The organism is Rhodoferax sp., from assembly GCF_034520025.1.
Taxonomy (GTDB): domain Bacteria; phylum Pseudomonadota; class Gammaproteobacteria; order Burkholderiales; family Burkholderiaceae_C; genus Allorhodoferax.
In genome coordinates this window covers 1,674,318-1,698,773 of the sequence record NZ_JAXHNZ010000002.1, presented here as the reverse complement: position 1 = coordinate 1,698,773, position 24,456 = coordinate 1,674,318, and the positions used below count along the sequence as shown (strand labels likewise).

Sequence of the window (24,456 nt, the reverse complement as noted above, 5' to 3'; positions counted from 1 at the left end):
AAAAGCCCGCTTCGGCGGGTTTTTTTTCGTCTGGGCTAATGGGCTTTCTCAGGGTGCTTAGGCGTATCGCTTATTCCTCAAGTTGTGCTTCATCTCGCTAAGCAAAGGCTGCAATTTCCCACCGCCTATGCGCAGTGCTACGCAAGTGGCCAGAATATCAATGATCATCAGGTGTAAGAGACGCGAAACCATCGGGCTGTAGCGGTCGAAACCTTCGGGGTGGTCTGCACTTAGGTGGATGTGGCCGGCACTAGCCAGCGGCGATCCGCTGGCGGTGATGACGATCGTAGTGGCGCCGTTCTTGCGGGCAATGTCGCAGGCATCCATTAGGTCACGGGTGCGGCCCGAGTTGCTGATGACCACCACGCAATCGCCGGCGCCCAAGATGGACGCGCTCATGACTTGCATGTGTCCATCGCTGTAGGCAGTGGTATTGATGCCCAAGCGAAAGAACTTGTGTTGGGCATCCTGGGCCACGATGCCCGAGTTACCCACGCCAAAGAACTGTATCTGCCGGCCCGCGTTGTAGGCGTCGACCAGCGCTACCACGGCCTTTTCGATCGCCATCGTGGAGGCGTCGTTGCGGTAGCGCAAGAAGGCGGCCACGGTGTTGTCAATGACCTTCACCATGACGTCGCCGGTCTTGTCGTCGGCATCCACGCTGCGGTGAATGAAGGGGACGCCTTCGTTCACCGTGCCTGCAAGCTTGAGCTTGAAGTCGGACAGCCCGTCGTAGCCCACACTGCGGCAAAAGCGCACCACCGTAGGTTTGCTGACATGAGCGCGATCGGCCAATTCGCTAACAGGCAGCTTGGCAAAAGCGCGGGGGTCAGCGAGGCAGAGCTTGCCCACCCGCTGTTCGGCAGGCGCTAATGAGGGCAGAGAGGCTTTGATGCGGTCCAACATAGTGTTTTAGCTTTCTTCGCTCCAGCAGAAGCCGTCGCGGGCAATCATGGCGCTGGATGCGCTAGGGCCCCAAGTGCCGGCCGCATACAAGCGTGGGCCTGTGGTGTCTGCGGTCCAATGCTCAAGCATGGGTTCTACCCAACGCCAGGCCTCCTCTTGCTCATCGCTGCGCACAAACAGGTTCAAACGCCCGTCGATCACGTCCAAGAGCAGGCGCTCGTAAGCTCCCACCCGCTCGGAGCCGAAGCGCTTGTCAAAATCGAGGTCCAGTTGCACCGGTGCCAGCGTTTGCGAAGCACTGCTGCGGGATTGCCGATTTTCCTGGCCCTGGGCCAGCAAGTGCAACTCCAAACCGTCCTTGGGTTGCAGGTTGATCACCAAGCGGTTGCCCACGCCCTCGTTGGAGTTGAAGATGGCGTGCGGAGTGGGACGGAAGTTGATCACAATGCGGGCATCACGGCCGGACAAGCGTTTGCCGGTGCGAATATAGAAAGGCACACCGGCCCAGCGCCAATTGGCTATCTCGGTGCGCAGTGCCACAAAGGTCTCGGTGTTACTTTGTGGGCTCACGCCGGTCTCTTCGCGGTAGCCGGGTACCTTCACACCACCGCTGGTGCCTGCGGAGTACTGTCCGCGCACCACGTCTTGCTTGAGGGTTTCAGCAGTCCAGGGTTTGAGAGAGCGCAGGACCTTGAGCTTCTCATCGCGAATGGCGTCGGCGCCCGCGTTGATGGGCGGCTCCATGGCGATGGCGCACAGCAGTTGCAGCGCATGGTTTTGCACCATGTCGCGCAGGGCACCTGTGGTCTCGTAAAACGCGCCACGGCTCTCCACGCCCAAATCTTCGGCGATGGTGATCTGGATGTTGGCAATATGCTCGCGGCGCCACAAAGGCTCGAACAGTGCATTGCCAAAGCGCATCGCAAACAGGTTTTGTACCGAAGGCTTGCCCAGATAGTGGTCGATGCGGTAGACCTGTTCTTCGGCAAAGAAGCGCCGCACAGTGGCGTTGATGGCACGGTTGGATGCCAAGTCATGCCCCAGCGGCTTCTCCAGCACCACGCGCGTTTTGGGCGTGTTGAGCCCGCTAGCGGCTAATTGCTCGCACACATTGGTGAACAAGCTGGGGGCGGTGGCGACATACATCACTACGCTGTCAGCGTTGCGGGCGTTCAGGGTCTCAGCCAAGCGGGCATAGTCCTCCGCCTTGGACAAGTCCATACGCACAAACTCGAGGATCGCAGCGAACCGCGCAAACTCCTCGGCACTTGGGCGTTTGGCCAGCTCCACCTTTTCGAAGCGGGATTGAATGAGCGCACGGTATTGGTCATGGCTCAAGTCATCGCGGCCAACCCCGATAATGCGTCCACCCTCCGGCAAGGTGCCGTGGCGGAACGCCTGAAACAATGCGGGCATGAGTTTGCGCCAGGCCAAATCGCCGGTGCCGCCGAACATGACTAAATCAAAGCTCATAAGACAAGTGGTACGTTTAGTAGTTACATAAAAGCTGACGTTGTAATGTAACTTTGTTTCATTGATAATTCAAGGCGAGAAACTGCAACTTTCTGCGCGTTTACCCTAAGTTTTTTAACCTGCGGCTCTGCCGTCTGCATCCCATGAACCAACTCGACGCCCTCAAACAATTCACCACCGTCGTAGCCGACACTGGCGATTTCAAACAACTAGACGAGTTCAAGCCCCAGGACGCGACCACCAACCCGTCGCTGATCCTCAAGGCCGTGCAAAAGGCGGACTATGCGCCGCTGGTGAAAGACACGGTCAACCAGTTCCGTGGCCGTGCCATGGACGAGATCGTGGACCGCCTGTTGGTGCGTTTTGGTTGCGAAATTTTGTCCATCATTCCTGGCCGTGTATCGACCGAGGTGGACGCGCGCCTGAGCTTTGACACTGCGGCAACCGTGGCCCGTGGCGAGCGTCTGATCGAGCTGTACCAAGCGCAGGGCATTCACGCAGACCGCATTCTGATTAAAGTGGCCTCCACGTGGGAAGGCATCAAGGCGGCGGAGCAGTTGGAGCGTAAAGGTATCCGCACCAACTTGACCCTGTTGTTCGCGTTCTGCCAAGCTGTGGCGTGTGGCGAAGCCAAGGTGCAACTCATTTCACCGTTTGTCGGCCGTATTTACGACTGGTACAAAAAGAACGCCGGCGCGGCTTGGGTTGAGGCTGACAACGCGGAGCTGAATGACCCCGGCGTCAAGTCCGTGGCTCAAATTTACGCCTATTACAAAAAGTTCGGTATCGCCACCGAAGTCATGGGCGCCAGCTTCCGCAACGTGGGTCAGATTACTGCACTGGCCGGTTGCGATTTGCTCACCATCAGCCCCGATTTGCTGGCCCAGATGGCAGCGTCTGAAGTGCCTGTAGCCCGTCACCTGAATGCCGATGCCGCCAAGACGGCCGACATCGAACACGTCAGCTATGACGAAGCTAGTTTCCGCTTGGCGCTGAACAACGACGCCATGGCCACTGAAAAGTTGGCAGAGGGCATCCGTGCGTTCTGCGTGGACGCGGTCAAACTCGAGCAGCTCTTGCTGGCCGCTTAAGCGCACCGAGGACTCGCGAACATGGCACGTACCCGTTGTGACCGCACGCCCGCTTGGGCCCAATTGCAGGCTGCGTATGCAGCGACCGGCCAAGCGCTGGATGTGCGCCAAGCCTTTGAGGCCGACGCCCAGCGCTTTAGCCGTTTGAGCCAAGAGGCGCCTTATGTGTTTGCGGACTTGTCCAAAAACCGTATCGACGTCAGCACCGAAGCACTGCTGATGGATCTGGCCCGCCAAAGCGGCCTGCCCGAGCACCGCGATGCCATGTTCGCCGGCCAAAAAATCAACCACACCGAGCAGCGCGAGGTGTGGCACGTTTTGTTGCGAAATCCGCCCTCGGCCCACGTGCAGTATGCGGGAGTAGCTACTGATTTTGTAGCGCAGGAGCAGGCCAAGGTGCACACCACTTTGGCAGCCATGCTGGCCTATGCGGAGCAGGTGCGCGCCGATGCGGCCATTACCGATGTGGTGAACATCGGCATTGGCGGCTCTGACCTCGGCCCGCAAATGGCGGTGTTGGCGCTGGATGCTTTTGCCACCAGCGGCAAACACCTGCATTTTGTGAGCAATGTGGATGGCCACGAGTTGGCTGCCAAGCTGCCCCACTTGAAGCCCGAAAACACCGTCTTCCTGATCGCCAGCAAGACCTTCACCACCATCGAGACCATGACCAATGCCGCCTCGGCCAAGGCCTGGTTTTTGGCGCAGGGCGGTATTGATGTTGCACGCCACTTCGCGGCGCTGACGACCAATGTGGCCGCCGCCAATGCGTTTGGCATCACCACCACCTTCGGTTTTTGGGATTGGGTGGGTGGGCGCTACTCCATGTGGTCGGCCATTGGCTTGCCAATAGCGATTGCCATCGGCGCCCAAGGCTTTCGCGATTTTCTCGCGGGTGCCCACGCCATGGACGAACATTTCCGTACTGCGCCGCTGGAGAGCAACCTGCCGGTGCGCCTGGGACTGCTGGACGTGTGGTACCGCAACTTCCACGGCTTCACAAGCCGCAGCATTGCGCCGTACCACAGCGATCTGCGCCGTTTGCCGGCCTACTTGCAGCAACTTGAGATGGAGAGCAATGGCAAGCGGGTGGATGCATCCGGCGAGGCCTTGCCGTTTGGAACCTGCCCGGTGCTGTGGGGTGAGCCCGGCACCAACGGCCAACACGCTTACTTCCAGATGCTGCACCAGGGGACCGATGTGGTGCCGGTGGAGTTCATCGCGGTCAAAAAGCCACGCCATGAACTCAAGGGCCACCACCCCATGCTGCTTGCCAACGTGCTGGCGCAGGCGCAGGCGCTGATGCAAGGCAAGACCGATGCGGGTGGCCACAAGCACTTCACGGGCAATCGTCCCAGCACGTTTTTGCTACTGGAAGAGCTAACGCCCGCGGCATTGGGCGCGCTGATTGCCCTGCAGGAACACCGTGTGTTTGTGAGCGGTAGCTTGTGGGGCATCAACAGCTTCGACCAGTGGGGCGTGGAGCTGGGCAAAGTGTTGGCCAAAGACATCGAACCCCGCTTACAGAGCGGCGATGCCACAGGTTTGAATGCTTCGACCGCCGGTCTTCTGGCGCGCCTGCGAGCCTGAGTTTCGCCGGCCGTGAGCCTGTCGCAGGCTTTGGGCACTGTATGCAGCACACGCCCGGGCACACCTCGGGCGACGGCATCACGCTATGGATAATCCTATTTCCATAGCGGACTTGAGGCACCTGGAGTGCACTTTCGAGTTGCGTTTGAGACTATCTGGTCCTTATTCATACTCTGGAGGCTTTTATGGTGACTCGGCGCGATTTCTTTGTCGGTGGCGGTGCGGCGGTAGCGGCCTATGCGGCAGGTTCTTTTTTGCCCTTGGGCGCCCAATCGGCCCCCAACTTCGGCGCACCCAGTGTGGTGCAGGTGGGTTTCCGTAAGCAAAAGATTGGCGACTTTGAAGTCATCGCCCTGAACGATGGGGTTACCCGCCGCCCTCTGGCAGCGGAATTTGTGCGCAACGCCCCATTGGCTGAAGTGCAAGAGCTACTGAAGTCGCAGAATCTGCCCACTGAATATCTGGACGTGCCCTACACCGCCTTCTTGGTGATCGCGGGTAACCGCAAAGTGCTGCTCGATACCGGTTTCTCCGACAACGGCGGACCCACTACAGGCCGGCTGGTCGCCAATCTGAATGCCGCGGGCTACAAGGTGGAAGACATTGACACCGTGATCCTGAGCCACTTTCATGGCGATCACATTTTGGGCGTGCGCAACAAGGCGGGCCAGTTGGTGTACCCCAATGCCAAGATCATGGTGCCTGCGGTGGAGCACGCGTTCTGGATGGATGACGCCCGCATGGCCGCCGCACCCGACGCCATGAAAGGCGCATTCCAGACCGTGCGCCGCATGTTGGGCGGCCTGAACGAGAGCCAGATGGTGAAGTTTGATGCCGGCACCGAAATTGTGCCCGGCATCAAGAGCGTGGCGGCTTACGGCCACACCCCCGGCCACACGCTGTTCATGGTGGAAAGCAAGGGTGAAAAGTTCGCTTATGTGGCCGACATCACCAACGTGCCGCAGCTGTTTGCCCGCAACCCTGATTGGGCGGTGCAGTTCGACATGAACGCTGAAGAAGCCCGCGTGGCACGCCGCAAGGTGTTTGACATGATCGTGAACGACAAGGTCATGGCAGGCGGCTTCCACTTCCCGTTCCCGGCGTTTGGCCGCGTCGAGAAGCTGGGCAATGGTTTCGAATTCAAGCCGGTAGCTTGATAGTCTGATCGACCGTAGATTGCTGCAGTAGCGGATTTTTTGAGCCGTACCCGGCCCCGCCAGCGCTATGCTGGCGGGGCTTCTTTATTTGGAACCTTCAAGCTATGAATGTGGTGTTTGACTTTGGCGCTGTGCTGTTTACCTGGCGCCCGGTAGATTTGATGATGGAGTGCTTTCCCCAGCGAGCCGCGACCCGTGCCGAGGCAGGGCACCTGGCGCACGAGGTATTCGGCCATCAAGAGTGGCAAGCCTTTGACCGGGGCACGATCGCCATGGGAGATGTGGTGGCCCAAGTGGCACAGCGCGTGGGTTTGGATGCGACGGTGCTGGGCACGCTGGTCGAGAGCATCGGCGAGCGGCTGATGCCCATGCCGGAGTCGGTAACGCTGTTCGAGCGTTTGGTGGCCTTGCGCGCGCAACGCGCCGCCCGTGGGGGCGAGCCTGTGCGGCTCTACTACCTCTCCAACATGCCAGTGCCGTATGCCCGCACGCTGGAGCACATGAACGCATTTCTGCAAGACTTTGACGGTGGCATCTTCTCGGGTGACGAACTGCTCATCAAACCCGAGCCCGCCATCTACCAATGCCTGCAAAAGCGCTACGCCCTAGAGCCCGCCAAGACGGTCTTTCTGGACGACCTGCTCCCCAACATCCAGGCCGCGCAGGCCGAAGGCTGGCACGGCATCCACTTCCACAGCGCGCAACAAGCCACCCAAGCGCTGCAAGCCCTTGGTTTAAGCGAAATCAGCCTCTAGCGCTTATGGAGTAAGCGCGAGTAGCTATCAAAAGCATAGTAAACAAGACGTTAAAAAAGCCCAGCAAGGCAGAACCGAGCGGGGCTTTTTATTAGGTTTGCAGTCGAGAGCAATAACGCCACATCGACGCAGCATGAGGTGCTAGGCCAAGGCGCAAGGGCGCAGACAGTACCTACGGTACGGCAAGCCCTTGCAACGCCGGCATGGCGCCTCAGGCAAGGAGCAATTACATGCCCATGCCGCCCATGCCGCCCATGCCACCCATATCAGGCATACCGCCACCAGCAGCTTCTTCCTTAGGAGCTTCAGACACCATGCACTCGGTCGTCAGCATCAAGCTAGCCACAGATGCTGCGTTCTGCAGAGCAGTACGTGTCACCTTGGTGGGGTCCAGAATACCCATTTCGATCATGTCGCCGTAGGTGTCGTTGGCTGCGTTGAAGCCGTAGTTGCCCTTGCCGGCCAACACCGCGTTCACCACGACAGAGGCTTCGCCGCCTGCGTTGTAAACGATCTCGCGCAGAGGCGCTTCAATGGCCTTCAACACCAGCTTGATACCGGCGTCTTGGTCAGCGTTGTCACCCTTGATGGTGCCAGCAGACTGCTTGGCGCGCAGCAGAGCCACGCCGCCGCCAGCCACAATGCCTTCTTCCACCGCAGCGCGGGTAGCGTGCAGGGCGTCTTCAACGCGGGCTTTCTTTTCCTTCATTTCGACTTCGGTAGCAGCGCCCACCTTGATCACGGCAACACCGCCAGCCAACTTGGCCACGCGCTCTTGCAGCTTTTCACGGTCGTAGTCGGAGGTGGCTTCTTCGATTTGCACGCGAACTTGCTTCACGCGGGCTTCGATGTCAGCAGCAGCGCCAGCACCGTCGATGATGATGGTGTTTTCCTTGCCCACTTCGACGCGCTTGGCAGAGCCCAGGTCGGCCAAGGTCACTTTTTCCAGGGTCAGGCCCACTTCTTCAGCGATCACCTTGCCGCCGGTCAGGATGGCGATGTCTTCCAACATGGCCTTGCGACGGTCACCGAAGCCAGGAGCCTTCACAGCCACCACCTTCAGGATGCCGCGGATGGTGTTCACCACCAAAGTTGCCAGGGCTTCGCCATCGACATCTTCAGCAATGATCAACAAAGGACGGCCAGCCTTGGCGACTTGTTCCAGGGTAGGCAGCAGGTCACGGATGTTGCTGATCTTCTTGTCGAACAACAGAACAAACGGGTTGTCCAGCAAAGCAGCTTGCTTTTCGGGGTTGTTGATGAAGTAAGGGGACAGGTAGCCGCGGTCGAACTGCATGCCTTCGACGACGTCGAGTTCGTTTTGCAGGGACTTGCCGTCTTCCACAGTGATCACGCCTTCTTTGCCCACTTTGTCCATCGCGTTGGCGATGATGTCGCCAATGGATGCGTCAGAGTTGGCGGAAATGGAGCCGACTTGGGCGATTTCCTTGGAAGTGGTGGTGGGCTTGGAAGCCTTCTTCAGCTCTTCGATCAGAGCAGTCACTGCCTTGTCGATACCGCGCTTCAGGTCCATCGGGTTCATGCCGGCGGCCACGTACTTCATGCCTTCGCGAACGATGGCTTGAGCCAACACGGTAGCGGTAGTAGTACCGTCACCTGCGTTGTCAGAAGTCTTGGAAGCGACTTCCTTGACCATCTGCGCGCCCATGTTTTGCAGCTTGTCTTTGAGTTCGATTTCCTTGGCCACGGACACACCGTCCTTGGTCACGGTAGGGGCGCCGAAAGAGCGCTCCAACACCACGTTACGACCCTTAGGGCCCAGTGTCACTTTGACCGCGTTGGCCAAAATGTTCACGCCTTCAACCATGCGTGCGCGGGCTTCGCCGCCGAAAATTACGTCTTTTGCTGCCATGTTATGACTCCAAATTTAAGTGAAATATGCCGCTAGCCCGCATGAAGCATGCGCTACTAGCTATTAAATTGATAGCGTCGTGAATTACTTCTCGACCACTGCGAACAGGTCGTCTTCTTTCATGACCAGCAGCTCGTCGCCGTTGACCTTGACGGTCTGGCCGGAGTACTTGCCGAACAACACGCGGTCGCCAACTTTCACGGTCAGGGCCTTGGTTTCGCCCTTGTCGTTGGTCTTGCCGGGGCCGACAGCCAACACTTCACCTTGGTCGGGCTTCTCAGCTGCGTTGTCAGGGATGTAGATGCCGGAAGCAGTCTTAGTTTCGGTTTCGACGCGCTTAACAATCACGCGATCTGCCAAAGGACGCAGGTTCATAAGAAATCTCCTAAAAAGGGAAACAAGAAACACCAGGGGCCACCCACTTGGGCCAGCTCCTGAGAACTCACGCGGCTGATGCTGTTAGCACTCAAGACCGACGAGTGCTAATGATAAAGCCTTTTGACTTGATTTCAAGAGTCCCGCCACTTGCGAGGGCGTTACGGAAGAACCGCACGTTTGCATTCCCGTGCCAACAGCGCTCGCGTGCAGGGCTGCGGCTTACACTTGTTTGTGGCTTGGACTGCCCATCAGGGGCCACCTAGAGTCTGGTTTTCAGCAAGGACGGGTATGAGCGAACATTTCGATGTGCTGATCGTTGGCGCCGGTATTTCCGGTATCGGTATGGCGTGCCATTTGCAAAAGGACTCGCCGGGCAAGCGCTACGCCATCCTGGAGCGGCGCAGCGCTATCGGGGGCACCTGGGATTTGTTTCGCTACCCCGGTGTGCGCTCCGACTCCGATATGTTTTCTTTTGCTTACGCGTTTCGGCCGTGGATGTCGCCTAAGGTGCTGTCTGAAGGCCGACTGGTGCGCGAGTACGTCAAGGAGACTGCTGAGGAATATGGCGTGGACCGCCATATCCGCTTTGGGCTGAAGATCGTCAAGGCCGATTGGTCCAGCGAGCACAACCTCTGGACGATCACGGCCCTGCAAGAACCCACAGGTGAAACCAGCTGCTACACCTGTCACTTTTTTGTGAGTTGCACCGGCTACTATGACTACGACCAAGGGCACATGCCGGGGTTTGCTGGTATTGATCGTTTCAGGGGGCAAGTCATCCACCCGCAGTTTTGGCCCGAAAACCTGGACTACCGGGGTAAGCGGGTGGTGGTGATTGGCAGCGGCGCTACGGCGGTCACGATTGTTCCAGCCATGGTGGCCCAAGCTGCGCACGTCACTATGTTGCAGCGCACACCGACCTATTACTTCATCGCACCCACACTTGAAACGGCGATTGCAATGCTGGGGCGTTTCCTGCCTGCGCGCTGGATTTATGGGGCCTTGCGTAGTGCCTATATCGCTTTGCAGCGTGCGCTCTACAAGGGCGCCAAGCGCTGGCCCGATGCCATGCGAAAGTTCATGTTGCGCCCCATCCAGAAAATGCTGGGGGACTCCGTGGACATGCGCCACTTCACACCCAGCTACAACCCGTGGGACCAGCGCATGTGTGTGGTGCCCGATGGCGACTTGTTCAAGGCCATCAAGTCGGGCAAGGCGACTATCGTCACCGACGAAATAGCCACGTTTACCGAGCGTGGCATTCTGCTCAAGTCCGGCGAAACACTGGATGCGGACATCGTGGTGACTGCCACCGGCATACGCCTCAAGACCTTCGGCGGCATGGACATCACCCTGGACGGCGCACCAGTGGCGACCCACCAGCTGCTGAGTTACCGCGCGGTGTTGATGCAAGACCTGCCCAACATGGCCTTCATTTTTGGCTACACCAATGCCTCGTGGACGCTCAAGGCGGACATCGCTTCGCGCTATGTGTGCCGGCTGCTCAATTACATGGATAGCAAGGGCATTGCACGTGCAACGCCCCGGGCTCCCGCCGGACAACTGGGCGAGGGCAATGTGATGAGTTCACTCACGTCGGGCTATGTCTTGCGGGATATGAACGAACTGCCGCGCCAGGGCCGTAGCGGCCCGTGGCGGGTCACCCACGCTTACGAAGTGGACAAAACCTTGCTACTCAACGAGCCAATTGACGACGGTGCGTTGGAGTTCGTGCCACGGGGTTAGGCCGATAGCGCGCGTGCAAACTTCAGGAAATCGTGGGCGGTTTGGGCGGGTGCTTCCAGCATCGGCAGGTGCCCGATGCCCTGCATCACGATGGTTTGGTGGCGCGTAAACAGCCGCTCCTGGGTCTGGGCAGCTGCCGGGTTCAAGATGGAATCCTCCGCGCCCCACACAATGAGTGCAGGTGTGGGCAGGGCCGAATACTGGGTTTCGAGCATCGGCGAGTGGTGGCTGAGGTCTTTGAAAATCTCGCTATGCAGCGGGTAGTCTGTAACGGCGCGAGCGCCCAGGGTGCGCTTCAAAAAGCCAGGAAAGTAGGGCGGACGCGCCATGGTGGCGCGGATCAACCTGGTCACATCGGCTTGGCTCCGGAGCAGCAAGGGAGATTCGCCGGTGGCGCGGTAGTGATGCAGCATGGGGGAGTCGTGCGCGGCTGCGGTACCGGCGGCATCCAGTAGCCAGAGCGCTTTGACCTGTTCGGGGTAGCGCGCAGCATATTCGCAGGCAATGAAACCGCCCATCGAGTTTCCACCGAGCACCATTTTTTGCACACCCAAGGCTTTGAGGAACGCATGCAAGCGCTCCACCTGGTCGGCCATGCGGTACCGCGCAGCAGGGTCGCGGGTTGCATCGCCAAAGCCCGGCAGGTCAGGCTGTATCACCCGAAAGTGCGGTGTTAAAAACCGCGCCATGAGCGTGAAATTGTCTTTGTCGCCCCCGAAACCGTGCACGAGCACCAGCACCTCGCCGTGCCCGCCTTCCAGGTAAGGCATGTCAAAGCCCGGTATGGCCTGCGACTTCCGGACCAGACCACTGCGCTTGCGCTCCAACCCCAGTCCCCAACGAGATGCGCTATCGGGCTTCCATTGGATAAACACCCACACGCATAGGACGATCAGTACCAGTGTGTAAAGAAGCGTCATGTGCAGACCCTCGAGCAGCATCAAACCTTGACGCTGGTCCGCAGCAAGGCCGTTCTCAATTCGCGGTTCGCGGGCAGGGAGACATCCACGCCTTGTACCGCCAAGTCAAACGGTGAGCCCGGTTGGATGCAGCTCGGGAGCAACTTTTTGGTCGGGGTCGTATTGGGGTGTTTGCCACCTGCGGCACACATGCGCACGGAAAAGCCAAATTCGTCGAGCACTCCCTTTGCGTACAGCTCCGCTAACTGCTGAAACGACACGAAGGTGGAGCGTTTCACTTCTTTGGCCCCGGGCTCGCGGATATTGCGAACGATCTCAAACTTGCCGAGTGAGTCTCGTTGCGTGTTCGTAAAGGGATGCACCAAAATCGTCACACGTGGGCCACCCTTGGCGGCCGTGAGAATGTGTTCGGCGCTGATATCTGTGAGCAGCATGTTCTTTCCTTGTGGGCACGGACTTTAACTGAACCGATGAAGCGCGCAGCGACCCTGTATTTGGTGGCAATTTCTCCAAGTCGCCCCCAATGCGGCATGATCGAGGGCTTTTTTGCACGACTTTCCGACTATTTCCATGACCGAATCCTTGCCCCAGCCAACGGAAGCGCCTGCTGCCGAATCACCAGCAGCCTCCAAGGTGCGCCCCGCCAAATCTGATGTGTTGCCGGTGCTCGACAAAATGGCTGCCCTGTATCCCCACTTGTTCGGTGCCGTCTTCAGGCCCATGAAGCGAGGTATTTTTCAGGAGTTACTCGACAAGCACCCCGCCGAGTTTGAACCGGTCAGCCTGAAGGCGGCGCTGTCTATGCATGCGCGGTCGCTGCGCTACTTGACTGCAGTCGCATCCGGCGAGCAGCGTCACGACTTGCAAGGCCAGCCGGTTGAGCCGATGGCGCCTGAGCATGTGTACCAAGCGTTGCTGGAAGTGTTTCGCCGTCGCCAGTCCCGCACCCAGGAAGACTTGCGCCCTAAGCTGGTGCAGCGGGTGGTAGCTGCGTGGGAGGCCTCTGGCCTCACGCCCCAGGCCTACCGCGAGCTGCTGAGCGGGCGCGACGAAGCGGCCAACGCAGTGCTCGACGAGGCACTGGTAGAGGCCGAAGCGCGTGCTGCCAAAGCCGAGGCTTTGCGCGCTGCATTCAACGCCAGCGGCGCCAGTGTGGATGCTTTTGCCGATATGTACGGCCTGGACCCGCGCGCAGTGGCCCGCTTGTTGCGTCGTCCGGCTGCCTAGGCACCGGCCTGAGTCGCTGCATCTTGCACAGAGGGGGGGCGAGAGTGCCTCTCTATCAGAGGCCTACCGTGGGCCGCATTTGTGCCGGGTGCAGGTAGCGCCAGCGCCCGATCCAGCAAGCAAGCAGCAGGGTGGCCAAGCCGGCCAGGCTGACCCACGCCATCGGGGTTGACCAAGCGCCACCATAGGCTCCGAACATGGCGGCCTTAATCGCCTGAATCGTCCATGTCATCGGCATCCACGGGCTGATGACCTCATACAGGCCGCCACTCAGCTCCACCGGCAACACGCCGCCAGAGGCGGACAGCTGCACGGCCAGAAACACCATGGCAAACACCTTGCCGGCGTCACCCATGGTGCGCGACAAAAACAGTACGATCATCAAAAACGACATGCCCGCCACTCCGAGGCAGGTTGCAAAAGCCGCGATGTTGTGCACTGGTACATGCAGCCCCCATGTCACGGTTGTACCCAACAGCGCCGCCTGCAGTGCCACCACGAGGATGGGCACGCTGACCTTGCCTATGAATTTTGCTGGCGGCGAGAATTTTTTCGCATGCCGAGGCAACACCCGGATGTGAATCAAAAACGCGGCCACACCAGCACCCAACCACAGGGCGGCAGGAATGACGTTGGGTGCGAAGCCGCTACCGCTGTTGCCCACCACCGCATCGATCTCAATGATGGGTTTGACCGAGTTGGCCAGCCCTTCAGGGCTACCCTCGGGGGTATCGATCGAGGCCGGCAATGAGTCTGCCAATAGCATCAAGCCTGAGGACAGCGCTTGGCTTCCGCCCTTGAGTTTTTGCAGTCCCTCTGACAACTCTCCCGCTCCGTGGCTTAGTTGAGCGCTGCCGCTGGCTAGCTCGTCGAGCTGGCTGTCCTCGGGGAGCTTGGTCACCGCTTGGCGGATGGCACCCGTCATGGTGCGCATGCCGGTTGTCAGCGTACCCACACCGGCACTCAAACGTGTGGCGCCATCTGCCAGTTTTTTCTGCGCATCAGCGGCTGTGCGAATGCCATCGTCCAATTGATTGAGCCCGCCTGCCAGTTGGCCCACGCCGTCCTTGACACGCGTCGGTAGCAACAGGCTGTCGTCGGCTTCTGTCTTGAAGGCAGTAGCACCTTCCAGCAGCTTGTGGCTACCACCCTGCAATTCGTCCATGCCCTTGCTTAGGTCGGTGTGTCCACTGGCCAGTGCGTCGGCCCCGACTTTAAGCCGGTTTAGCTCAGAATTGGGGGGGCGTTTGGAGTCCAGGGTTCGCAGTCCGTTGCCGAGTTGCTTGAATCCATCGGTGGCCTGATTGACGCCTGCATTGAGCTTGACCGAGCCGTTGGACAGTGCACGCCCGGCGGTGGCCGCTTGGTTAGCTCCGGCCTGGAGATCTGCCGCACCGGTGCGCAGCGCATTTACCCCCGCGCGCAACTCGTCCACACTGCGCTGTGAGCCTGCAGCGTTGGTCAGCACCATGGACCACCGGCGCTCGTTCAGGCTTTCGTTGACCTCGTGGCCCAGTTCGTTGGCGAACTGTTTCGCGATGGCGGCAGTCTGAAAGTTATTGCCCTCGGAGGCATACACCACCAGCTTGCCGCCACCCGGTTGTGCGCCGGGTACTGCATTGGAGCTGAAATCTTTCGGGATGATGAGCGCGAATGCCGCCCGGCCCATGCGGACATCCTGCCTCGCTTGTTCGGAGTCGTCGTAATTCACATAGCCGAAGCGCGCACTCCGCCCGAGCTTGTAGACCACTTGCGCTCCGACGTTGAACACATGGTCCCGGTAATGCACTCCCTCGTCGAGGTTGACTACGGCGACCTTCAGCGCTTGGCTGTGGGAACCGGGGTCCCACACACTGGTGAGGTAGATCGCGGCATACACCGATGGCAGCACTGCCACCACCACCACGGCGAGCAGCATTTTGGGGTAGCGCAGCAGCAACATCATTTCGTGCCGCGCCACGTAGCGCACTTGGCTTGCAAAATTTCTCATGGCTACTCGGGTGTGTCAGGGCGGGCCGGAGCAGGCGCCCATTGGGCCGGTGGTACAGTTTTGGCCACCGCAGGGTCGGCAATGTACTGAGGCGACATGATCTGTACCCCGAAAGTATTGAATACATCCTGGATGTTCGCGTGCAACGCACTCAACACCTCCGCCCGCGGCCGGGGCTCCTCGGGGATGGCCTGGCATACCAAGCGGTAGACCGGGTACCAATCGGACAGCTCGGTCTGGAACACCTGGGGCGCCGGGTGCGCCTGAATGCCCTCTGTGCGCAACGCCGCGTCAATCAGCATGGCGTGCACTTGGCGCCACGGTGTGTCGTAACCGATGGTGACGGTGGTGTCCACCACGTAGCCCGGGCCATTCACGGTTCGCGAGTAGTTTTTGGTGGTGCTGGCGAGCACGCTGCTGTTGGAAATCGTGAGCTCTTCACCCAGCCCAGTCCGGATACGGGTTGCAAACATGCCGATATCGGTCACTGTGCCTTCCTGGTCCGCGATCCGCACGTACTCGCCTTTGCGGTAGACGCGGCCATAGGTCAATATCAAGCCACTGGCCGCTTGCCCGACCAGGTTGGACGCGCCCAGTGAAATCATCAGCCCGACCAGCACCGAGAGGCCTTTGAAGGCTTCGGTACCCGCGCCCGGCAAATAGGGGTAGGCCATTGCCAAGGCAAACAGCCAGACCAGCACCTTGCTGATACGGCGTGTTGGTACCGCCACGTCGGCGTCCAGCCACGGCAAGGTGTGCTCGTCTTCAAGGACTCGGTCAAAAAAACGGTCCAACCCACGGGTGATCAGGCGCGCCAAGTAAAAAATAACCACGGCTGTAAACAAGCCGGGTACTGCCTGAATAACCGCTTGCCCCACTTTGCCCGCGAACCCCCACAAGTAGCCGTTCAGGGCCTCACCCCACGCGCGGGTGAATGGAAAGCGTTGCAACACAAAGCTCAGCCATTCATAGGCAATCAAGGCTTGCAGCAAGCGCAGCAGAAGCACCATCCCGGAGCGGACGGTTCCGACGGCGCGATGCCGGTTGACCAAACTGATGCCGCCCAGCTGCAAGCGTGTGGCGTGCTCTGCCGAGAGCTGAAGCAGCCGCTTTCCCGCGGCCACGTGCAGTCGCTTGATCGCTGCCCACAGCGCAAGGGCTACGGCGGTAGCGCCAGCGACCCAACCTAAAGCGCGCACCAAAGCGTCAAGGTCCCGGCTTTCGCGGCTCTGGGCAATCGCGGCCTCTAGGGCGCGTTGCGCCCGGAACGCGGTGGCCTCCAGGGTGTCACGCGCAGTGATGTCAACTTCAGCCTGCGTCACCACAAAGGTGGTGGAGCCGTCAATTTGAATCAGGATTCCCAGAGGGTCGGGCTTTTGGCTCACCACGTGGGGGCCTGCTTGTGCCAGCTGGGTTTGCAATCGGGTGTAAGCGCGCTGCGCACGGTCTTGCGCCGAGATACCCGCCATATCCCCGCGAAAAGTGATCAGGTTACGGTTGTAAAAAGTCAAATCGGCTTCCCCGGCGATGGGTTGCAGTGCCGCCGGCCCTGCGGGTCCGGCAGGTTGTGCGATCACCTGGCCCCCAAGCAAGGAGAGAGCGAGCCACAGTAACAACAGAATTTTCATGGGTAGCAGCAATCTAAGTCAGATCCACTATACCCACACCAGCCCTTCCTTTGGTGGGCCCGGCTTTCCTTTACATGGTGTAGCGGAGCAATTGCCGCCGGTCCCACCAATCCTTGAGCCAGTGCCAGGCACGCCCTGTCGCGCTGTACCGTCCCCAGGCCACAACCGCCTGTTGTGAACCCCCAAACAGCAATTGAAAGCCTGCCCCAGACCGGCTGGTGGTGGCGGGTAAGCGCGCGCCGCGCGCTACAGCTGGCAGATGGCGCAGCAGGGACTCCGAATCGCCATTGGCGACCCACACCTGCGGATGGCTGCTGCTGCGCGAGTAGCCATCGGTGGCCGATTGGCCGTCAGCATTCAACGCGAGTCCACTGCTGGTCAGCCAAGCGGGTGGCAGGTGCTGCAAGGCCAGCAGCGGTACATCGCACGCGAGCTGCGCGCCGCACCCCAGATGCACCGCGCTAGCGTCGATCTGGAGCGCCGTATCGTGCAATACCGTGATGCGCTGTGCCTTGAGTCGTTGCAGCAATCGGGTGGTGCCCGCGGTGGCGGGCGGGGTGCCGGCTGTTGCCGGCAGCATCAATACCGTGACGACGCAGGATGGGAGGCGTTGTTGCACTGCCAACGCCCATTCCAGCGCAGCCGCTTGGTCGCCGATGACTGCTAGGCGCAAGGCCTTTTTGGCAGCCAATTCGGACACACCTTGCCAACGTTGGGCCCAAGTTTCCAGCGGGTAGACGCAGAGCCCGAATTTTCCCGCCCCGGGTATGGTTTGTTCTAACTGCTCGCTGTGGTGCGCGGGGGCGGTGTTGATCGAAAGCCACTCGTAGTGTTGTGTGCTGCCGTCGCCGAGTGCCAGTGTTTGCTGCCCCGCATCCAGCGACCCGGGCTGCTGTTGCAGCCAGCGGATGCCCGCACGCTTCACCAATGGCTCTAACGGGATCGTGCAGTCGTCGTGCTGGTAGTCGCCAGCGATCAGGCCCGGCCCCATGGCGGGGTAGACCACATGGCGCTCTGCTGCTACCAGGGTGATCTGTACCTCTGGCATAGGTTTTCGAGCCAACGTGCGCAAGAGTTGCAGGTGAGCCATTCCACCGCCCAACAGCACAAGCTGTCGTGGACGCTCTCCAGCCGGGTGGGGCGATGGTGGGGGAGTCGCGGGGGCTGGGGTTTGCAGTGCGGCTGCGTTCATGCCTTTATTGTTTCATGAGCTGCAAGCGGCTCACGAAACCAAGGCTGGTGCCACCGGTGTTGTCGGCATCTGCGCCGGTCACGATGGCGAGCAGTGGGGGGACGGTGTCCGTCTCACCACCGAAGGCAGCCAAAAAGTCCGCGTGCAAATCCCGTTTGTGGAATACCCAGCGCCCAAGCGCGTCCCCATTGCCATTCAGCACCCTCAAGCGCACCCGTGCGGTGTAGGCATTGTTTAGCGTGGTGCCCGCGGGCAGGGCAGTGTCCCACAGGTAGCACAGGGTAGCGCCGGGTAGCGCTTCGCCGCTGACCCGACGCGCCACGCGCAACAAGTTGCGCTCTACAAAGGGAATTTTCTCGAGTGGCAAGTCAAACAGTGCACACACTTTCAGTGCCGCATCGTCGCCGGTTTTGTTGCGTAAGTCAGCGTTTGCCAAGGGCTGCTCCAGCCGCCATTGCCATTGCAGATAGCGGCCTTCGCTACCTGCGGGAATCGCATGGCTGAGCGCTCCGTAGCTTTTATCGCTGCGCAGCCGTAGCACGGGCTGCCCCTCCAAGGGGGCAATGTCGGGCGCCAGCAAGGGCACTTTGCCGCCCGGCACCCCGACTACCCGCCAGGGCGCGGGTGGTGTGCCGGGTGCAGCATCTGCCCAGCTTTGCAACAAACCACCGGTCTCAGTGGGCTGGGTTTGCGCCAGGGCCATCGGCAACATGCTGTGCGCTACCCATAAGGAAAATAGGACGCTAGCCCCCGTTTGCAAAGCGCGAGTAGCTATTCTTTTAGGAGCGTTTGGCATGGCTTTCTCTCACTGGGTTTGGATATGAACCGGCGCTGCACCCGCTGGGGAGCTGCGTACTTCGCCGATGGCGCATGCAGCGGAATAGCCCTTCGCGTGGAGTGCAGCAAGGCAGGCGTGGGCCTGTGGTGCGGGCACGCTGGCGAGCAGCCCGCCGGCGGTTTGGGGGTCTACCAGCAAGGGCCACAGCGGGTGTGCCATTGCCTGCTCGGCGTTGTGCACCACCTGCTGTTGGCGCGCGTTGGCGCTGTGCAGTGAGCTCAGCAAGCCTTGCTCCACGCACGCTTGCGCGCCATCGAGCAAGGGGAGGGCGTCCATCTTGAGCACCACTTGCACTCCGCTGGGGCGGGCCATTTCTACCGTGTGACCGATGACGCCAAAGCCGGTGAGGTCGGTGCACGCCGTGGCGCCGAATTGTTGCAGTACCTGTGCGGCGGCTTGGTTGCTGTGCTGCATGCTGTGCAGCGCAGCCTGAATCCAGCGACCGCGCGCCGCAGCGCGGCCGTGCGCAGCAAACAAGGCACCAGTGCCTAGCGGTTTGGTCAGCACCAACACATCGCCCGGTTGCATGCCGCCTTTGCGCAGCACGCCGGTCATTCGGCCATTGCTATCGAGGCTGACCAGCCCATTCACCGCAAAGCCGAGTGCCAGCTCCGAACCCTCGCCGCTATGGCCGCCTATCAGGGTGCAGCCGGCGGCGTTCAGCACCTCGGTGGCGCCCTGCATCATTTGACGCAAAGTGGCTTCCACTTGCCGGTCTACGCCCGGTGGTAAGGTGGCAATGGCGGTGGCTGTGTGGGGCTGGGCACCCATGGCAAACAGGTCGCCCAGCGCGTGGTTTGCGGCAATGCGGCCGAACACATAGGGGTCGTCAATAAAGGCACGGAAGAAATCAACGCTGTGCACCAGCGCTTTGCCGGGCGGCACGCGCACCACGGCTGCGTCGTCCGGGCTGTCCAGGCCCAGCAGCACATCCGGGTTGGGCAACACCCACAGGTTTTGCAGCGCGCGGGACAGTACGCTGGCACCTACCTTCGCGCCGCAACCGCCGCAGCGCATGGCGACGGCGGCCTGTGCCTGTTGGGCTTCATCCGGGTTGAGTTGAATTGAGGTGTTGGCGGATGTCGCGGTCGAAGTCATGCCTGCGAGTCCGTCTACGCCCTGCACGCTGAAGCGCTGCATAAAGCGACGGTCTATCCAGTCTTTCCAGCGCCAAACCCACGTACCCGCAAAGCCGAGCGCGCCGCGTGAGGCCACGGCGAACTTGTCACCCGTGCTGATCAGGGCCAGCCAGTGGCGCTGCGGCCGGTAGGGCTGCAGGGGCAGGCCTTGCACTGCGCGCTGCAGGTTGATGGCCAGCGGCATGCCCATGCGCACCGCGAACACGCCGGCTTTTTCCAGCGAAAAGTTTTCCATTGCAGCCACGTCGCCCGCGGCAAATACGCGCGGGTCGGTGATGCTTTGCAGAGTGTCGTGCAAGCGTATGCAGCGGTTATCGGTCAGGGCCAAGCCCGTGCTTTGCAGCCAAGCGCCGCCACCGGCTTGGGTGACCCAAAGCACCTCATCGGCCCCAAACCACTCGCCTTGTGCGCTGCACAAACGGCCCGCTTGTACTTCCGCCACGGGTGTTTGCAAGTGCACCTGCACGCCGCGCTCGGCGAGTACTTTGGTAAAGCGCGCTTGCACGCCGGGGTTGTGCGTGGGCAGCAGGCCGCCAGACGTGAACAGGCTAAACTGCGGCGCTATCGCCGCGCGCCCGGCTGCTTGCGTCTCTACCCGCAGCCTATGTTGCATGGCTAGGCACAGCTCCACACCGCCTGCTCCGCCGCCCACGATGGCAATCGACAGCGGCCGTGTGGCCTGCGCCACTTTGTCGAGCAACTGCAACCAGCGCTGGTTGAAGCCGGTGATGGGCTTGACCGGCACTGCTTGCTCGGCGGCGCCTTGGGCGCGCATTTGCGGCGTGGAGCCGGTGTTGATGGAGACCACGTCGTAGTTAATATCGGGCCGGCCGCGCAGCTGCACCGTGCGGTTGTCGTGGTCCAGCCCAATTACTTCGGCCTGGATGAAGCGTGCCCCGGTGGCCGCGCACAGGCGGCACAGGTCGATATGCACATCGTCATAGCTGTAGTGCCCCGCCACATAGCCGGGCAGCATGCCGGAGTAGGGCGTGTGCGCATCGGTGCAAATCAGGGTGATACGCACGCCGGGCAGCGGGTGCATGGCAAAGTAGCGCAGCACCACCACATGGCTGTGGCCACCACCCACCAACACGATGTCTCTAACGATGGGCGTGGCAGGTACTTGCATAGACCTCAATTCAGCCGCGCTTCCAATCGTGGAACTTGCGCACCCATTCCAGCAGCTTGTGGGGCTGGTGCGCGCGCTTCCACTCGCCGGCGGCATATTTGTTGGCCTCGGCCAGCGTAGGGTAGGTGTGGATGGTGCCCAGAATCTTGTTCAGGCTCAGCCCGTGTTTCATGGCCAGCACATATTCGGCCAGCAGGTCGCCGGCGTGGGTGCCGACGATGGTCACGCCCAGAATCTTGTCTTTGCCCGGCACGGTCAGCACTTTCACAAAGCCATGGGCCTCGCTATCGGCAATGGCGCGGTCGAGGTCGTCGATGCCGTATTTGGTCACTTCATAGGCAATGCCTTGTTCCTTGGCGTCCTGCTCGTTCAAGCCCACGCGCGCGACTTCGGGGTCGATGAAGGTGGCCCAGGGGATGACCGAGTAGTCGGCTTTGAATTTCTTAAAGTCACCGAACAGCGCATTCACCGCCGCATACCAGGCTTGGTGCGCGGCTACGTGGGTGAACTGGTACGGCCCGGCCACATCGCCCGCCGCAAAAATGTTGGGGTAGATGGTTTGCAGGTACTCGTTGGTCTGCACCGTCTTGTGGGTCGGGATCCCCAGCTCTTCCAGGCCGTAACCGCTGAGGCGCGCTGTGCGGCCTACGGCGCACAGTAGTTGGTCAAACGCAATCCGCTTTTCCACGCCCGCGTGCTCCACCACCAACACCTTTTCGCCATCCACCATCTCGCAGCGCAGAGCCTTGTGGCTGGTCAGCAGGTCCACGCCATCGGCGCGCAGAGAGTTGGCGGCCAGCTCTGACACCTCTACATCTTCCCGCGCCATGATGCGCGGAGCCATTTCCACTTGGGTCACGGCAGAGCCCAGCCGCGCAAAGCTCTGCGCCAGCTCGCAACCAATCGGCCCGCCGCCCAGCACCACCAGGCGCTTGGGTACCTCGTCCAGCTTGGCGAATTCATCCCATAGCGTATCGCTGGTCACATAGCCCACTGCGTCCAGTCCGGGCAGGGGCGGGACGAAGGGGCGAGCACCTGCGGCGATGACGATGCTGCGGGTGGTCAGGGTTTGTATACCACCGCCGTTGAGTGCAATCTCCACTGTCCACGGGTTGATGATCTTGGCGTAGCCCTGCAGCACCTCTACACCCAGGCCGGTGTAGCGCTCCACGCTGTCGTGTGGCTCGATGGCGGCAATCACGTCGTGGATGCGTTGCATCACTTTTTTGAATGAAAAGAGCGTTTCGCCTTGGTCGGATGTGCGTGAGGTGCTATGTAAACCATAGCGATCGGCGTGCCGCATTTGGTGCGCCAACTTGGCGCTTTTGATCAAAGCCTTGCTCGGTACACAGCCGTAGTTCAGGCAGTCGCCCCCCATCTTGTGGGCCTCTACCAGCGTGACCTTGGCTTTGACTGCGGCGGCGATGTAGGCCGACACCAGCCCGCCCGCGCCCCCGCCGATGACCACCAGATTGCGGTCAAACGTTTGGGGGCGTACCGCATTCCAGCGGGCGTAGACCTTGCGTTGTTGGATGAAGTTCATAAGCGCCTTCGCAATCAATGGAAACACACCGAGTAACACAAATGCCCCCAATAGTTGGGGGCTGGCCACGTCTTGCAGGGAGCGGAGTTCGGCCAGTCGGGTGCCGGCGTTCACATACACCGCAGTCCCGGCCAACATGCCGAGTTGGCTCACCCAATAAAAGGTCCGGGCGCGCATGGTGGTGAGACCCATGGCGAGGTTGATCACAAAGAAGGGCACCACCGGAATCAGTCGCAAGCTGAACAGGTAGAGGGCGCCATCGCGGGCCACACCCTGGTTGATATCGGCAAGTCGGGCTCCGAACCGCGCCTGCACCACATCCCGCAACACAAAGCGTGCCGCTAAAAACGACACCGTAGCGCCTATGCTGGAGGCAAACGACACCAGCAGCAGCCCCCACCCGAGCCCGAACACACCGCCGCCCGCGAGTGTGAGGATGGCCGCCCCGGGCAATGACAGGGACGCCACGGCCACATAAATCACAAAAAAAGCAGCCCGCAATGCCCAGGGGTTTTCTGCATAGCTGTTGGCCAGCGTGGCCTGGCTCTGCCGCAAGGCGTCAAGGCTCAAGTAGCGCCCGAGGTCTAGTGCAATGAAGGTGGCGATGGCCAGAGCCACCAGGAGCACGACCCCCCATTTCGAAGCTTTCATGGAGTCACTTTCAAGAAAAAGCGCGCCAACCCCACCAGATGCGGGTGGTGGTGGTCACTGCGCATAGGGCGGCAAAGGTGTATGCCAGTGCCGCAAAGTGCGCGGGCCACAAGCACATGGCGACAAAAAAAGCGAGGGTCTCAGTGGCTTCGGTGAGCCCGCCCAAAAAGTAAAACGACTTGTCGGGGTAGGCCAAGTTGTCCATGCCGCGCTTGGCAGCCAAGGCGGCAAAGGCGAGAAAGCTGCTACCGGTGCCAATAAAGGCTGCGAGCAGGGCGGCCGCAGGCAATGCGTGTTCGGCCGGGTTGGCCACTGCAAAAGCCAGCGGAATGCTGGCGTAAAACACAAAATCCAGCGAAATATCGAGAAAGCCACCGGCGTCGGTGGGCTGGGTTTCGCGGGCTACTGCGCCGTCAAGTCCGTCCAATATTCTGGAGGTTAAAAGAGCGATGGCGCCCATAAAGTATGCGCTGTTAGCTATCAAAATCGCAGCAAACATACCAACGGCAAAGCCACTCAGAGTCACGGTGTTGGCGCCTATGCCGACGCGCACCAGCAGCCGCGCGACAGCGCGCAGGGGCGGGCGCAAAAAAGGGGTAGCGAAGCGGTCCAGCATGGGCTTAAGGCAGCAGTTCGGCGACGCTGTCCCAGACTTCGGGGGCTAACCGGCCTTCAAAGCGTTGCAGGATCTGGCCCTTGTTGTCGATCAGCAGCGTCAGTGGCAAGCGGGTGCCGGTGGGCAGTTCGCCTTCCATCCGGACCGATATCAGGCCCTTTGCCGTCATCTGGGTTTGACTGACCAGCTTCTCGTAGGTTTGCCAGTCGTTGGCTTTGCGGTCGAGGTTAACTAGCAGCAAGCTAAAGGGCTTGTTTCTCCAGCCATTCAGGTTGGCGCGTAACTCGGGCAGGCTGTCCCGGCAGACTGCGCAATCGGTATTCCAAAAAAACGCCACCGTGACGGTTCCCTGCAGGGCCGACGCACTGAAACGCTTGCCATCCGCGAAGCTGGCGGGAATCTGCAGGGCACTCCCTTTGCTAAGTGCAGCGGCCTCTGCCGGCACGACGGGCGACGCAGGCGCCGTTTGCGCGCTAGCGCTTGTCGCCATCAGGGCCCAAATGCAAGCCCATGCCAAAAGCCCGTTCAGGAGGAAGTGTTTGCAGCGAGCAGTGTGAGATGGGTACATGGGGGGAGTCTACGGTCAAGCGGCCAAAAGATCAGTCGCTGGCATG

20 protein-coding genes are annotated in these 24,456 nt (G+C 60.6%); 6 read left to right on the top strand and 14 right to left on the bottom strand.

What is annotated here, in order from left to right:
* Positions 1–57 precede the first annotated feature (57 nt).
* Both U5L73_RS16380 and zwf read right to left on the bottom strand, forming a co-directional pair.
* Positions 58–906 carry a MurR/RpiR family transcriptional regulator gene (locus U5L73_RS16380; RefSeq protein ID WP_313879706.1) on the bottom strand — a complete coding sequence of 283 codons (849 nt, stop codon included), beginning with the start codon at positions 904–906 and terminating at the stop codon, positions 58–60.
* Positions 907–912: 6 nt separating this feature from the next.
* Complete coding sequence (gene zwf, locus U5L73_RS16375) at positions 913–2,379, bottom strand: glucose-6-phosphate dehydrogenase (protein WP_322563330.1); 1,467 nt, start codon at positions 2,377–2,379, stop codon at positions 913–915.
* A gap of 143 nt (positions 2,380–2,522) precedes the next feature.
* On the opposite strand from zwf, the gene tal reads away from it, so the two are divergent.
* From tal to U5L73_RS16355, 4 genes are all read left to right on the top strand, one after another.
* On the top strand, positions 2,523–3,470 hold the full coding sequence (tal, locus tag U5L73_RS16370; protein WP_322563329.1) for a transaldolase: 948 nt from the start codon (positions 2,523–2,525) through the stop codon (positions 3,468–3,470).
* Positions 3,471–3,491: 21 nt separating this feature from the next.
* Complete coding sequence (pgi, locus tag U5L73_RS16365; protein WP_322563328.1) at positions 3,492–5,060, top strand: glucose-6-phosphate isomerase; 1,569 nt, start codon at positions 3,492–3,494, stop codon at positions 5,058–5,060.
* 185 nt (positions 5,061–5,245) lie between these two features.
* Positions 5,246–6,217: an MBL fold metallo-hydrolase gene (locus tag U5L73_RS16360; protein ID WP_322563327.1), complete on the top strand. Its 972-nt coding sequence runs from the start codon at positions 5,246–5,248 to the stop codon at positions 6,215–6,217.
* Positions 6,218–6,321: 104 nt separating this feature from the next.
* Positions 6,322–6,972, top strand: coding sequence for an HAD family phosphatase (locus U5L73_RS16355; protein WP_322563326.1), 651 nt, complete (start codon positions 6,322–6,324; stop codon positions 6,970–6,972).
* 226 nt (positions 6,973–7,198) lie between these two features.
* On the opposite strand, the gene groL is transcribed toward U5L73_RS16355, so the two are convergent.
* On the bottom strand, positions 7,199–8,845 hold the full coding sequence (groL, locus tag U5L73_RS16350) for a chaperonin GroEL (RefSeq protein WP_322563325.1): 1,647 nt from the start codon (positions 8,843–8,845) through the stop codon (positions 7,199–7,201).
* Positions 8,846–8,929: 84 nt separating this feature from the next.
* Positions 8,930–9,220 carry a co-chaperone GroES gene (groES, locus tag U5L73_RS16345; RefSeq protein WP_296509483.1) on the bottom strand — a complete coding sequence of 97 codons (291 nt, stop codon included), beginning with the start codon at positions 9,218–9,220 and terminating at the stop codon, positions 8,930–8,932.
* A 291-nt stretch (positions 9,221–9,511) separates the two neighbouring features.
* Between groES and U5L73_RS16340 the strand changes: the two genes are divergently transcribed.
* Positions 9,512–10,969 carry an NAD(P)/FAD-dependent oxidoreductase gene (locus U5L73_RS16340; protein ID WP_322563324.1) on the top strand — a complete coding sequence of 486 codons (1,458 nt, stop codon included), beginning with the start codon at positions 9,512–9,514 and terminating at the stop codon, positions 10,967–10,969.
* On the opposite strand, the gene U5L73_RS16335 is transcribed toward U5L73_RS16340, so the two are convergent.
* Both U5L73_RS16335 and U5L73_RS16330 read right to left on the bottom strand, forming a co-directional pair.
* Complete coding sequence (locus U5L73_RS16335; RefSeq protein ID WP_322563323.1) at positions 10,966–11,889, bottom strand: alpha/beta hydrolase; 924 nt, start codon at positions 11,887–11,889, stop codon at positions 10,966–10,968. The genes U5L73_RS16340 and U5L73_RS16335 overlap by 4 nt on opposite strands.
* Before the next feature lie 20 nt (positions 11,890–11,909).
* Positions 11,910–12,323, bottom strand: a complete 414-nt coding sequence (locus tag U5L73_RS16330; RefSeq protein ID WP_322563322.1) for a hypothetical protein — start codon at positions 12,321–12,323, stop codon at positions 11,910–11,912.
* Positions 12,324–12,459: 136 nt separating this feature from the next.
* On the opposite strand from U5L73_RS16330, the gene U5L73_RS16325 reads away from it, so the two are divergent.
* The gene (locus U5L73_RS16325; RefSeq protein WP_322563321.1) at positions 12,460–13,116 is read left to right on the top strand and encodes a ProQ/FINO family protein; all 657 of its coding nucleotides are present in this window, start codon (positions 12,460–12,462) and stop codon (positions 13,114–13,116) included.
* 55 nt (positions 13,117–13,171) lie between these two features.
* Here U5L73_RS16325 and U5L73_RS16320 read toward each other — a convergent pair whose 3' ends face one another.
* The 8 genes from U5L73_RS16320 to U5L73_RS16285 all read right to left on the bottom strand — a co-directional run bounded on the left by U5L73_RS16320 (position 13,172) and on the right by U5L73_RS16285 (position 24,332).
* A complete protein-coding gene (locus U5L73_RS16320; protein ID WP_322563320.1) occupies positions 13,172–15,106 on the bottom strand; it encodes a YhgE/Pip domain-containing protein in 1,935 nt (644 codons plus the stop codon).
* 2 nt (positions 15,107–15,108) lie between these two features.
* Positions 15,109–16,734, bottom strand: a complete 1,626-nt coding sequence (locus tag U5L73_RS16315) for a mechanosensitive ion channel family protein (RefSeq protein WP_322563319.1) — start codon at positions 16,732–16,734, stop codon at positions 15,109–15,111.
* Between the two features lie 70 nt (positions 16,735–16,804).
* Complete coding sequence (locus tag U5L73_RS16310; RefSeq protein WP_322563318.1) at positions 16,805–17,926, bottom strand: NAD(P)/FAD-dependent oxidoreductase; 1,122 nt, start codon at positions 17,924–17,926, stop codon at positions 16,805–16,807.
* Between the two features lie 4 nt (positions 17,927–17,930).
* Positions 17,931–18,638 (bottom strand): DUF3047 domain-containing protein, encoded by a 708-nt coding sequence (locus tag U5L73_RS16305; protein WP_322563317.1) that lies wholly within the window; start codon positions 18,636–18,638, stop codon positions 17,931–17,933.
* A gap of 93 nt (positions 18,639–18,731) precedes the next feature.
* Positions 18,732–21,032 (bottom strand): selenide, water dikinase SelD, encoded by a 2,301-nt coding sequence (gene selD, locus U5L73_RS16300; RefSeq protein ID WP_322563316.1) that lies wholly within the window; start codon positions 21,030–21,032, stop codon positions 18,732–18,734.
* Between the two features lie 10 nt (positions 21,033–21,042).
* Positions 21,043–23,226 carry an FAD-dependent oxidoreductase gene (locus U5L73_RS16295; RefSeq protein ID WP_322563315.1) on the bottom strand — a complete coding sequence of 728 codons (2,184 nt, stop codon included), beginning with the start codon at positions 23,224–23,226 and terminating at the stop codon, positions 21,043–21,045.
* A gap of 10 nt (positions 23,227–23,236) precedes the next feature.
* Positions 23,237–23,842, bottom strand: coding sequence for a CDP-alcohol phosphatidyltransferase family protein (locus tag U5L73_RS16290; RefSeq protein WP_322563314.1), 606 nt, complete (start codon positions 23,840–23,842; stop codon positions 23,237–23,239).
* Positions 23,843–23,846: 4 nt separating this feature from the next.
* Positions 23,847–24,332 (bottom strand): TlpA disulfide reductase family protein, encoded by a 486-nt coding sequence (locus U5L73_RS16285; protein WP_322563313.1) that lies wholly within the window; start codon positions 24,330–24,332, stop codon positions 23,847–23,849.
* Positions 24,333–24,456 lie beyond the last annotated feature (124 nt).